Origin of the sequence: Sideroxydans sp. CL21 (assembly GCF_902459525.1) — a bacterium.
Classification (GTDB): Bacteria; Pseudomonadota; Gammaproteobacteria; order Burkholderiales; family Gallionellaceae; genus Sideroxyarcus.
In genome coordinates this window covers 1,861,755-1,873,791 of record NZ_LR699166.1, presented here as the reverse complement: position 1 = coordinate 1,873,791, position 12,037 = coordinate 1,861,755, and the positions used below count along the sequence as shown (strand labels likewise).

12 protein-coding genes and 3 tRNA genes are annotated in these 12,037 nt (G+C 53.3%); 12 read left to right on the top strand and 3 right to left on the bottom strand.

Going from position 1 to position 12,037, the window contains the following annotated elements; genetic code table 11:
- The first annotated feature begins 260 nt into the window (after nt 1-260).
- The 6 genes from QOY30_RS08720 (at nt 261) to QOY30_RS08695 (ending at nt 7,604) form a co-directional block, all read left to right on the top strand.
- The gene (locus QOY30_RS08720) at nt 261-1,523 is read left to right on the top strand and encodes a (Fe-S)-binding protein (RefSeq protein ID WP_283744232.1); all 1,263 of its coding nucleotides are present in this window, start codon (nt 261-263) and stop codon (nt 1,521-1,523) included.
- Between the two features lie 3 nt (nt 1,524-1,526).
- Nucleotides 1,527-1,973: a hypothetical protein gene (locus tag QOY30_RS08715; protein ID WP_283744231.1), complete on the top strand. Its 447-nt coding sequence runs from the start codon at nt 1,527-1,529 to the stop codon at nt 1,971-1,973.
- 10 nt (nt 1,974-1,983) lie between these two features.
- Nucleotides 1,984-3,753, top strand: a complete 1,770-nt coding sequence (locus QOY30_RS08710; protein WP_283744230.1) for a nickel-dependent hydrogenase large subunit — start codon at nt 1,984-1,986, stop codon at nt 3,751-3,753.
- A 547-nt stretch (nt 3,754-4,300) separates the two neighbouring features.
- Nucleotides 4,301-4,957, top strand: coding sequence for a DUF1345 domain-containing protein (locus QOY30_RS08705; RefSeq protein WP_283744229.1), 657 nt, complete (start codon nt 4,301-4,303; stop codon nt 4,955-4,957).
- Between the two features lie 84 nt (nt 4,958-5,041).
- Nucleotides 5,042-6,076, top strand: coding sequence for a FecR family protein (locus QOY30_RS08700; RefSeq protein WP_283744228.1), 1,035 nt, complete (start codon nt 5,042-5,044; stop codon nt 6,074-6,076).
- 277 nt (nt 6,077-6,353) lie between these two features.
- Nucleotides 6,354-7,604: a hypothetical protein gene (locus tag QOY30_RS08695; protein WP_283744227.1), complete on the top strand. Its 1,251-nt coding sequence runs from the start codon at nt 6,354-6,356 to the stop codon at nt 7,602-7,604.
- Between the two features lie 36 nt (nt 7,605-7,640).
- Here the strand turns inward: QOY30_RS08695 and QOY30_RS08690 are convergent.
- Nucleotides 7,641-7,729, bottom strand: a tRNA-Leu gene (locus tag QOY30_RS08690).
- Between the two features lie 145 nt (nt 7,730-7,874).
- On the opposite strand from QOY30_RS08690, the gene QOY30_RS08685 reads away from it, so the two are divergent.
- Both QOY30_RS08685 and QOY30_RS08680 read left to right on the top strand, forming a co-directional pair.
- A tRNA-Gly gene (locus QOY30_RS08685) sits at nt 7,875-7,950 on the top strand.
- A 61-nt stretch (nt 7,951-8,011) separates the two neighbouring features.
- Nucleotides 8,012-8,085, top strand: a tRNA-Cys gene (locus QOY30_RS08680).
- A 70-nt stretch (nt 8,086-8,155) separates the two neighbouring features.
- On the opposite strand, the gene dksA is transcribed toward QOY30_RS08680, so the two are convergent.
- Complete coding sequence (dksA, locus tag QOY30_RS08675) at nt 8,156-8,578, bottom strand: RNA polymerase-binding protein DksA (protein WP_283744226.1); 423 nt, start codon at nt 8,576-8,578, stop codon at nt 8,156-8,158.
- Between the two features lie 92 nt (nt 8,579-8,670).
- A complete protein-coding gene (locus QOY30_RS08670; RefSeq protein ID WP_283744225.1) occupies nt 8,671-9,255 on the bottom strand; it encodes a Maf family protein in 585 nt (194 codons plus the stop codon).
- 58 nt (nt 9,256-9,313) lie between these two features.
- Between QOY30_RS08670 and QOY30_RS08665 the strand changes: the two genes are divergently transcribed.
- From QOY30_RS08665 to QOY30_RS08650, 4 genes are all read left to right on the top strand, one after another.
- A complete protein-coding gene (locus tag QOY30_RS08665) occupies nt 9,314-9,796 on the top strand; it encodes a YceD family protein (protein ID WP_283744224.1) in 483 nt (160 codons plus the stop codon).
- 22 nt (nt 9,797-9,818) lie between these two features.
- Nucleotides 9,819-9,998 carry a 50S ribosomal protein L32 gene (gene rpmF / locus QOY30_RS08660; protein ID WP_283744223.1) on the top strand — a complete coding sequence of 60 codons (180 nt, stop codon included), beginning with the start codon at nt 9,819-9,821 and terminating at the stop codon, nt 9,996-9,998.
- A 75-nt stretch (nt 9,999-10,073) separates the two neighbouring features.
- Complete coding sequence (gene plsX, locus QOY30_RS08655; RefSeq protein WP_283744222.1) at nt 10,074-11,111, top strand: phosphate acyltransferase PlsX; 1,038 nt, start codon at nt 10,074-10,076, stop codon at nt 11,109-11,111.
- Nucleotides 11,108-12,037 (top strand): beta-ketoacyl-ACP synthase III, encoded by a 930-nt coding sequence (locus QOY30_RS08650; protein WP_283744221.1) that lies wholly within the window; start codon nt 11,108-11,110, stop codon nt 12,035-12,037. Before plsX ends, QOY30_RS08650 begins: the two co-directional genes overlap by 4 nt.

Sequence of the window (12,037 nt, the reverse complement as noted above, 5' to 3'; positions counted from 1 at the left end):
AAATTGAGGATCACAGCCGAAACGACAAGAGGCCGAGTCATGAGCAGCGATCAGGGGCCCCGCGTAGTGGGGATGAGAGCGTCCGCGAGTGACGCCAGAGGCCGACGCCCGAAATTGAGGATCACAGCCGAAACGACAAGAGGCCGAGTCATGAGCAGCGATCAGGGGCCCCGCGTAGTGGGGATGAGAGCGTCCGCGAGTGACGCCGGAGGCCGACTCTCAAGTTCGTGGAGCACTGCCGGTCGAAAGGAGGCATCAATATGAATGTGAACCTCGCCAAAGGCATCAATGCCTTCAAGGAAGTGATCGATGCACCGATCGCCAGTTTTTTTTCAAGCTGCGTGCATTGCGGACTGTGTGCAGAAGCTTGTCTGTTCTACACGGAAACCGGCGACCCGCAATACACGCCCATCCACAAACTTGAGCCGCTGCGCCGCGTCTGGAAGCAGGAATATACTTTGCTGGGCAAGCTGGGAAAAATGCTCGGCCTGTCCAAGCCGGTCACCGATGCAGAACTTGAGGAATGGAAACCACTCGTTTACAACAGTTGCACCATGTGCTCACGTTGCGCCATGGTGTGCCCGGTAGGCAACGACATGACTTACATGATCCGCAAGATGCGTGAAGGCATGGCCGCTTCAGGCCACGCTCCGGCCGATTTGATCGGGGCAAGCACGCGTTCTGTAGAGATCGGCAGTCCCATGGGCATACGCCTGCCTGCGGTGAAGGCGCAGATGAAGCATGTGCAGGCGGACACCGGCATCGAGATCCCGCTGGATGTGGCGGGGGCGGAATACCTGGTACTGATGTCCTCGATGGAGATCATCAACTTCCCGGAATACCTTGCCGCGGTAGCCAAGATCATGAAGCAGGCCGGCAAGACCTGGACGCTGTGCTCTGACGCATTCGAAGCCACAAACAGCGGAATTCAGATCGGTGTTTCCGACATTGCGAAGATACTCGTGCAGCGCATCGTCGACGGTGCGGAAAAGCTCAAGGTCAAAACGGTGATCAGCCCAGAGTGCGGCCACGCCTATACGGCATTGCGCTGGGAAGGCCCCAATCTGGTGGGGCGTCCGTATACCTTCGACGTACTGCATATCCTGGAAGTGCTGGACGGCTTTCGCAGCGCCGGGCTGCTGAAGACCACGGGTTTCGAGGATGCGCTGCTCACCTTCCACGACCCTTGCCAATTGGTGCGGCGCGGAGGCGTACTGGAGCAACCGCGCAACCTGCTGAAGATGGTGGCGAAGAATTTTGTGGATACGACCGACCACGGACAGATGAACTGGTGCTGCGGAGGCGGAGGTGGCGTGAGTGCTATCGAAGAAGCAGAACCATTACGACTGCAGGCGTTCAAGAAGAAGAAATCGCAACTGGAAGAGACCGGCGCGAAGACTCTGGTGACTGCCTGTGCCAATTGCCGCATCGTGCTGGAGGAAGGATTGGAGCACTACCACATGAATATTCCAGTGGTAGGGCTTACCGAGATGATCGCCGATCACCTGACGGAAGGAGAATAGACGATGGCCATCGATAACGACAGCGATTTCAAGGACGCCTTGAGCAAACTGTCCAGGGCAGGGCAGCGCCTGGTCGCGGCGCGTTTTGCAGAAAACGTGCAGGTGCTGAGCAACGACGTCAGGGTTAAAAGCGCAATCAATGCAGCCAAGCGCGCGGATATTACCGAAGACGAGCTCGCGGCTGCATCTCAGGCAGCCAAAAAAGCCAGCGTGGACAGTTTTACCCAGTGCGGAAAAGAGTGCGACTGGAATAGTCAGGCCGGACATTTTGTTGCGCAAGCGGCGTTAGCCAGCCTCAAGCCTGTCGAACCCGGGAACAGCCCGGCGTGGAATGCCGCGATGCATGCGCGCATGGCGCGAACCAGCGAGAACATCGCTGCCGGTCGCGGCACCGACAACGCCGAAAGCGCAGCGCAATACCGCATTCTGGCGGAATTTTTGAACGTTTGAGGAACACGACATGACGCAAACCATCGTAGTTGACCCGATCACCCGCATCGAAGGCCACTTGCGCATCGAGGCGGAAACCGACGCGAACAACCGCATCACAAGAGCCTCCAGTGCGGGCACCATGGTGCGCGGTATTGAGATCATCCTCAGGGGGCGCGACCCGCGCGACGCCTGGGCATTTGCGCAGCGCATCTGCGGGGTGTGTACGCTGGTGCATGGCATTGCTTCGGTGCGTGCCGTTGAAAACGCGCTGAAGATTGAGGTGCCGAGCAATGCACAGTTGATTCGCAACCTGATGATAGGCGCGCAATTTATTCACGACCATGTGATGCACTTCTACCACTTGCACGCGCTGGATTGGGTGGATGTAGTCTCCGCGCTGAAGGCTGATCCCAAGGCAACATCTGCGCTGGCGCAGAGTCTGTCGGGCTATGCCAAATCGTCGCCGGGCTACTTCAGCGATGTGCAGAAGAAGTTGAAAGGCTTTGTAGATGCCGGTCAGCTAGGTATTTTCGCCAACGGCTACTGGGGGCATCCGGCCTACAAGTTGCCGCCCGATGCTAACCTCATGGCTGTTGCGCATTATCTGGACGCGCTGGCCTGGCAGCGCGATGTGGTGAAACTGCATGCCGTGTTCGGCGGCAAGAATCCGCATCCGATGTTTCTGGTCGGCGGTGTGCCGTGCGCGATCAGCATTGACCCGAACCACCCGGGGCAGGGCAACGGCCCGCATTTTCATGGAGGAAATTCCGGTACCGCGCTCAATGAAGTTGGACTGCAAACGGTACAGAACGTGATTAACCAGATGCGCGAATTCGTCGACCAGGTCTATGTGCCGGATACACTGGCCATTGCAGGTTTTTACAAGGACTGGTTCAAACAGGGTGAAGGTGTTGGCAACTTCCTGACCTTCGGCGATTTTCCTGCCAAGGGTATGTCCGATCCCTCTTCATACATGATTCCCACAGGGGTGATACTGGATCGCGATCTGAGCAAGATACATCCCATCGATATGAATGCGGAAGGAGAGATACAGGAATTCGTCAGCCATGCCTGGTATGACTATTCGGTAGGCAAGGAGCAAGGGTTGCATCCCTATAAGGGCGAGACCAAGCTCGACTACACAGGGCCGAAGCCACCGTACGAGCATCTGGATGTGGATAAGGATTATTCCTGGATGAAGTCGCCGCGCTGGAAGGGTAGGGCGGTCGAAGTTGGCCCGCTGGCGCGCGTGTTGATGTTATATGCCTCCGGACATGAGCAGACCAAGGAACTGGTCGGCATGACGCTGAAGAAACTCGATGTGCCGGTACTGGCGCTTTATTCGACTCTAGGACGCACTGCGGCACGCACGCTGGAAACCAAGATCATCGCCGATGCGATGCAGGGTTGGTACGATCAATTGGTCGCCAATATCAAAGCTGGCGACGTTAAAACCTTCAACGAATCAAAATGGGAACCTTCGACGTGGCCTAGCCATGCCCAAGGCGTCGGTATCACGGAGGCACCCCGCGGCGCACTTTCACACTGGGTCGTCATCAAGGATCAGAAGATCGACAACTATCAGGCTATCGTACCCAGCACTTGGAATGCCGGACCGCGCGATGCCCAGGGAAATCAGGGACCGTACGAAGCAGCATTGAAGGGACATCAATTGTATGATGTGAAACAGCCGATCGAGATCCTGCGCACAATCCACAGTTTCGATCCTTGCATCGCCTGTGCGGTGCATCTTACCGACCCGGATGGCAAGGAGTTGATGCAAGTTAAAGTTGTCTGAGGCGTTATTTTTCTGCCAATAATCAAACGGATAATCATCACTTCTTTGATTCTGCATTTTGAATTTGCGATATCAAACACGTTCGCTGACTTCTAACGAAGCGCAGATTTTTCGTCCGAATTGCGAGCGAATCCAAGAAGCAAAGCTGGCTTGGGTTTTTATCAAGCAAGTAGAAACGCACGCTAAGAGACATATTTCCCATCAAGATGGAAGGCATCGTACCTTGGCAACGACTGATTGCCGTGATTGAACGCATGCCCGCGCATTTCCCCATTTGGGGATTCATCCAGAAAACCCTGCTCTTGTTGAATAATGGTTAAAAAAATTTGTCGCTTTCAGACAGGTATTGACTATCCACAGTCTGCGGAACAAGGCATGATCGCGATATCGATGCTGCGTCAATATCCGTAACGAAGTCATTTTAAAACCCAAGGCGGCAGGACTGTTCGTCCCAGCCCATCGTGGCCATGCAAACCCAGATCGTACAGAACTGGTTGTGGCTCGCGTAGTGGGCAGCCTGCGTCTCAGCCGTAGGAGCAGTCACCCCATGCATACTGTTCATCAAATTGTCCGCAATCGCCCGCGACTGATTATTTCGATCATTGCTGGCATCAGTGTCGGATCGATCATCCCTTCGCAATGGAGTGCTGTTGCGCGGATACTGGTAGGTTGGAATGTGACGGTCTGGTTTTATCTTTGCCTGACTGGGTGGCTGATGATGCGCGCAAGCCATGCCAGGGTCCGGATGCTTGCAGAGCAGGAGGATAAAAGCGCGGTTGTTATTCTGGCCATCATGTCGGTCGCGGCGGTAGTCAGTCTTGCTGCAATTGTTCTGGAGCTTTCAACTGTCAAGGATCTGGCTCTTTCCAGTCGTATGATTCACTACGCATTTACCGGCGCGACCATACTCGGTTCATGGTGCCTCGTAGCGATTCTTTTCACATTTCACTATGCACGTATATTTTACCGGTCACCCGCAGAACATCGGGCACTTCGTTTTCCCGATAACGAAGAGAACCCGGATTATTGGGATTTTCTGTATTTCTCTTTCACCATTGCGGTAGCCGCGCAAACATCGGATGTCTCGGTGATGACGCGATCAACGCGCAAAACTGTACTTGCACAATCGATACTCAGTTTTCTGTTCAATGCGGCCATCCTGGGCATGACGATCAATATTGCAGCCAGTCTGGTGGGATCGTGAGCCATTGGATCTGCCGTACTTATGTAAAAGGTTGGTTAAGTATTGGCCTGATTGGTTAGTGTCAGAATGGCCGGTTAGCCAGGCATGACCGGGTTTCGATTAGAATATCCAGGTCAAGACTCGATCAATCGGGATAGCAGGAGGAGGGTATCCTTGAGAAAATCTTTAGTATTCCTGGCAACACTAGTCATTTGCAGTACCGCATATTCCGCGGAACTGTTTGGCACTGTTGATGCGCTTTCCGGTAGCGCTAATGTAGATGATCAGTCCGGCAAATCTGCCGCCGTGACTGTCGGACTAAGTATCTACGAAGGACAAACCATTACTTCAGGCCCTGAAGGCGAGGTTCATCTGGTTACGGAGGATGGCGGAATCATTGCCATCCGTCCTAATACAGTATTTCGCGTGGATGAATACAAGGCCGATGGAAATTCCTCGGACAAGATATTCATGTCGCTGCTCAAAGGGGCAGTTCGCTCGATTACCGGCTGGGTCGGAAAATATAATAACTCTGCTTATCGCATCACCACCCCTACCGCCACGATTGGCATCCGCGGCACCGACCATGAGACTACTGTGATCGACAACGGCAATGGCGATGAACCCGGAACCTACGATAATGTCAATGAAGGCGCTACGGTACTGAAAACCCCCCAAGGCGTGGCCGAAGTGACACCGGGAAAATTTGCCTTTGCTCCGAAAGGCAGAGCGGTTGCCCCCTTCTTTCTGGCGCAACACCCGCGCTTTCTGGCGATGCGAAGGTTGAAGATCGAGGAACGTATCCAGCCCAGAAAAGAATACATGCGCAGTCGCCTTGAGACCATGCGCGAAAATCGCATCAAGACTCAAGGCAACCGCTTCAAACAAATCCGTGAAAAACGCGGAAATGCAGGCGGGCAAGGGCGCAGTACGTTACTGGAAAAGCGCAACGATATGCACCAGAATCAATTGGAACGCACCAGGCAGCCTTTGCGTAATATGGAGAGCGAACGTAATCGTAAAAGCAGTAATGCGCGCATTGAACGACGCAGAGAGAGGGTGCAGGAAAAAAGGGTTGGTGAAGAAAAAAGGCGCCGCAATCCCGAACGAATGCACCGTGAGAAATTGAAGCGCGAATAGCAAAAAATCGGATCTTTCCCAAAATGCGATATCGGGATCATGAACTACATATCAGCCGGATAATATTTTGCAGCCAGTTTTTTTAGCCAAAATATGTAGCCAAAATTGACAACAGAACGTTCGTTCTGTATCTTCACCAATACTTGAACAATAATGAATGCATCGTCACGAGCGCATCGCAAGTGATGGATTTTGACTCAACGGAATTATTTGAAATTCAATTGAATTATCCCGGTATGTGCCTGAGCTTATTAATGTTTTAATTGAGGAGATTTAGATGTTAGAGGTGAAGAAGATTAAATTGACACCAGATGAGATTCGCGCCGCCAGAGATGCAGTGGCTGCAGAAAAGAAATTAACTCTGGCTAATAAGCTCATGCTCGCCGCCGATCAGGCGGCAGCGCAAGCCAAACACACACTGGAAGAAAAACAGGTTATCGCTACTGAAAAAGAAGAGTCTGCAAACCAGGCACGAGCCGCTTATAAGGCGGCTGTTGAAAATCGATCCATGACCGAGCAGGCAATGCACACCGCCCAGGAAGCCGGTGAAAAGGTTCGTGCGGATTCAGAAGCAGCCAGAATTGCTAAATTCCTAGCAGCACATGAAGTCGCGGCAGCAAAAGAGTTGGCAAAAATACAGGCAAAGCAGCGCGCAGAGGAGGCAGCTGCGGCCAGATTAGCCGAGGCGGAAACCAGAAAAAAAGAGGCAGAAGAAGCCGCTGCCATAAAGAAAGCAGAAGCTGAGGTTAAAAAGTTGGATATGCAACAGGCAATAGCGGCCAAGAAGGCTCAAGCAGAAGTAAAGAAACAAGTTGCAACAGAAGTTGCTGCGTTGAAAAAAAGTGAGGCCGAAGCACGCAAATTGGCTGCGCAGCAAACTGCAGCAGTCAAAAAAGCTGAAGCTGATGCCAAGAAGAAGGCCACCGAAGAAGCCGCTGCACTGAAGAAAGCAGAAGCTGAAGCCAAGAAGCTTGCCATGCAACGAGCTGCTGCGGCCAAGAAAATCGAAGCAGAAGCAAGGAAGCAAACTGCCGCAGAAGCCGTGGCCCTTAAAAAAGCTCAGGCTGAGGCCAAAAAGGCTGAGGCGGAAACAAGAGCCAAGGCCGCAGCAGAAGCTGCTGCATTGAAAAAGGCAGAAATCGAAACGCACAAGCTGATTGCACAACAAGTCGCTGCCGAGAAAAAAGCTGAAGCAGAAGCCAGAAAACAGGCCGCCCTGAATGCTGCGGCAATCAGGAAGGCTGAAGCAGCAATTAAAAAGGTCGCCGCACAAGAGGCTGCAGCGGCAAGCAAACTGGCTGCAGAACAGACAAAATTAGCTGCGCGGGAACTGGCAGCTGCCAGAAAAGCAGAAGTTGATGCACGCAAGGCGGCAACTGCTCAGGCAAAGCAGATTGCGCAGGAAGAAGCTGCGGCGAGGAAGACTGCAGCAGCGCTAAAAAAAGCCGAGGCTACCGCGAGGAAAGCCGCGTTGGCTCCGCCAGAGCCAGTCTGGCCGTTCCCTGATGAGGAAACCCATTCGCTTTAGCGGATGGGAGTGTCACTCGCGTATTTGCTTGATATTTGGTGCCCGAGACCGGAATTGAACCGGTACGACCTTTTCAAGTCGACAGATTTTAAGTCTGTTGTGTCTACCAATTTCACCACTCGGGCTGATAGGCGCATTTCGGTATACTGGTTCCGAAATTGATGAGCGGCGCATTATACAGACGCCGACGAAGATGGAACAAAACAAAATATCCTTGCAGATTTTCTTGACACAAAGTTCGATATCCTTATAATGCGGACTTCGTTTTTTGCGGGAATAGCTCAGTTGGTAGAGCGATACCTTGCCAAGGTATAGGTCGAGAGTTCGAGTCTCTTTTCCCGCTCCAAATAACTTGGGAAAGCCTTCAGGCTTTCCCATAATTTTTGCTAGTATGCAAATTGCCAAACGGCGCGATAGCAAATCGGTTATGCAGTGGATTGCAAATCCATTTAGCCCAGTTCGACTCTGGGTCGCGCCTCCAAAGTTTTCGCATAGCACAAAAAAATCCCTGCGCAATGGCAGGGATTTTTGTTTTCTGATTCCTTGGGGTCTTATTTCGCGACTTGCCGTTCTCTGATTTCATCCAGGGTCTTGCAGTCGATGCATAAAGTTGCAGTAGGGCGGGCTTCCAGACGGCTAAGGCCGATTTCAACTCCGCACTTGTCGCAGTAGCCATAATCGCCAGCATCAATCCGGCCCAACATCTTGTCGATATTCTTGATCAGTTTGCGTTCGCGATCACGGTTGCGCAATTCCAGGCTCATATCCGATTCCTGGCTGGCGCGATCATTCGGGTCGGCGAACACTGTTGCTTCGTCCTGCATGGTGTGAACGGTACGGTCGATATCCTGGCTCAGCCCCAGCTTGATTCCATTCAGAACACCGCGGAAGTGTTCAAGCTGGTCGGGGCTCATGTACTCCTCGCCTTTTTTGACCTTATAAGGCGCAGATGTTTTGGTAGCTTGTACAGGCATTAAGTCGATCTCCAAGGTAGTACTAAATTTTTCAAGCGCGCTTTAATACCAGAAAGAAATTTCAGTCGCAACAAAAATATTTTTGCTAATGGTTACAATACTCTAACTCCTTGTTTTTCAAGCATACCAACCAGCAGGATTAAGGGCAGTCCGATCAGTGCATTTGGATCATCGCCCTGTATCCGGCTGATCAGGGCGATACCCAAGCCTTCGGATTTAGCGCTCCCTGCGCAGTGGTAGGGTTGTTCCTTCTTGAGATAACGCTCGATTTCTCCGTCGCTCACGTTGCGAAAACCGACATTCGTAATGGCGACATCGGTCTGCATCTCACCGTTGGCGGTGTTCAACAAGGTCAGCGCAGTGTAGAAGGTCACGGTCTTGCCGCGCATTGCACTCAATTGGCGTACGGCATTGTCGTGGCTCAGCGGCTTGCCTATCTGTTGCCCATCCAGCAAGGCTACCTGGTCTGAACCGATGATCAGGGCGCCGGGAAAGCGCTTGGCTACAACTTGCGCTTTGGTCTGCGATAGACGCCACGATGTCTGTTCGGCGCTTTCGCCGGGAAGGGGAGTTTCATCGACATCGGGAGCTGCGGTCTGGAACGGGATTTGCAGGGTGGTAAGCAGTTCGCTCCTATATATAGAGGTTGATGCTAGGACAAGCAGCTGTGAATTCAAGATGTTCCTTTACGGCTTCTTTGACAGGGGAGGTCGGAATATATATCATGCGCGCCTCATGTTTGCACGGCCTTTCATAGACAGCGTGGACTTTGCCCGAAACGGCAAGGAAATGCGCGGCGAGATAGCGGTGTCAGCGCTGTCCAGGCTGGCCGATAGGCTGGCGAATTCGGACGGGTTGCTGACTTATATAGTACGCGGCTACCAAGAAGAGGGGCGAGACATGCTTGAGGTTGCCCTGCAAGGGACGTGTACCTTGAAATGTCAGCGTTGCCTGAGTGAACTGGAATACCCGGTTAGCTTGGTCTCGAAGCTTTGGTTGCTTCCGGCAGACAAGCTGGATGAGGCTGAAGAAGATGATGATGAGATGGATGCCATTGAAGCCGAACCCAGGCTGGATGTGCTGGCATTGATCGAAGAAGAGTTGTTGTTGGATTTGCCATTCGCCCCCAGGCATCCTGAAGGAGAATGTGTTCCGGCAGCGAGTAATTTACAACAGAAAGTCAATCCGTTCGCGGTACTGGCTGGATTAAAGAAATAATCAGTTTTTTGAGGAGTAGATAATGGCTGTTCAGCAGAATAAGAAGTCCCCGTCCAAACGTGGGATGCACCGCGCGCATGATTTCTTGACCAATCCGGCACTGGCTATTGAGCCTGCCACTGGCGAACCGCACCTGCGTCACCACATCAGCCCCAGCGGCTACTACCGCGGCAAGAAAGTCGTCAAGACCAAGGGCGAATAAGTCCTTCGGCACTTTGCGAGGCTCTCCATCTTGCGGGAGCCGAACTCTCCATTTCTCGCCCAAGAGGATCGCCCAGTGGATATCACGATAGCTATTGATGCCATGGGCGGCGACCACGGGACACGGGTAACCGTTCCTGCGGCTGTCGCTTACCTGAAGAAACATCTTGACGATACAGTGGTACTGGTCGGCCTGACCGAAGCTATCGAAGCTGAGTTGAGCAAACTTGGCTTTGCTGATCGTGCACGTCTGCGTATTCATGCCACGACCGAAGTTGTAGGCATGGATGAATCGCCGCAGTCTGCCTTGCGCGGCAAAAAAGACTCTTCCATGCGTGTTTCCATCAATCTCGTCAAGAATGGCGAGGCGTCGGCTTGCGTGAGCGCCGGCAACACCGGTGCATTGATGGCGACCGCGCGTTATGTGCTGAAAACCTTGCCAGGTATCGACCGTCCCGCTATTGCTTCCTTTTTGCCCACCGTCAACGGCCAGGTCTGTATGCTGGACTTGGGCGCTAATGTGGATTGCACTGCCGAACATCTGTTGCAGTTCGCTCTCATGGGTAGTACTTTGGTATCCGCCTTGGAACACAAGGACCAGCCCACGGTTGGTCTGCTGAATATCGGCAGCGAGGACATCAAGGGCAATGAGGTGGTGAAACAGGCTGGCGAATTGTTGCAGGCCAGCGACCTCAATTTCTACGGCAACGTGGAAGGAGACGACATCTTCAAGGGTGTTACCGACGTGGTGGTATGCGATGGATTCGTGGGCAACGTCGCTCTGAAAACGGCCGAAGGCGTGGCCAAGATGATGGGCGGTTTCCTGAAAGAGGGTTTCAGCCAGAACTGGTTCACCAAACTGGGGGCGCTGGTCTCCATGCCGGTACTCAAAGCCTTCAAGCACAGACTGGATCACCGCCGCTATAACGGCGCCAGTTTTCTGGGCTTGAAAGGTATTGTGGTGAAAAGCCACGGTTCCGCCGATTCCTTTGCCTTCCTGTGTGCCATCGAACGCGCAGCCGAAGAAGCACGCGGAGGGATGCTGAATCACATCAGCGAACACGTCGAAAAATGGCATCACGCACGCCAACAAACTGCAGGAGAGGCGATTTGACTTTTTCCAGGATCATCGGCACCGGCAGTTATCTGCCAGCCAGGGTACTGACCAACTACGACCTTGAAAAGATGGTCGAAACCTCACATGACTGGATATTCACCCGGAGCGGTATCGTCGAACGGCGTTTCGCCGCGGATGACGAGATGACCAGCGACTTGGCCCTGAAAGCCAGCCGCAACGCGATCGAAGCCGCAGGTATCAGCGTCGACGAGATCGATCTGATCATCGTGGCGACTACGACTCCGGATATGCCGTTCCCCAGTACTGCCTGTATCTTGCAGGACAAACTTGGCATCAAGAACGGCGGGGCGGCCTTTGACATGCAGGCTGTGTGTGGCGGTTTCGTCTATGCACTGAACACGGCAGACCTTTATATTCGCGGCGGACAAGCCAAAACGGCGTTGGTGGTGGGTGCGGAAATATTTTCCCGCTTGCTGGACTGGAACGACCGTACCACTTGCGTGCTGTTCGGCGACGGTGCGGGCGCTGTCGTACTGCGCGCTTCCGATGAACCCGGCGTCGTTGCAGCCAAGCTGCATGCCGATGGTGTCCATCGCCACATGTTGAAGTCCGACCCATTGGTCTCGATGGACGGCAAGGCCGTATTCAAGTTTGCAGTCAAAGTGTTAAGCGAAGTAGTTGAAGAGGTGCTGGAGGATCAAAAAATGGTCGGCACTGACATCGATTGGCTCGTGCCGCACCAAGCGAACATCCGGATCATCGAAGCTACGGCCAAGAAACTTGGGCTGGAAATGGACAACGTCGTGGTGACCGTCGCCAAGCACGGCAACACGTCGGCCGCGTCGATTCCGCTGGCATTGGACACGGCCGTGCGCGATGGACGTATCAAGCCCGGGCAAAATATCCTGCTGGAAGCCGTAGGCGGGGGCTTCACCTGGGGCGCAATCCTAATCAAGTGGTAA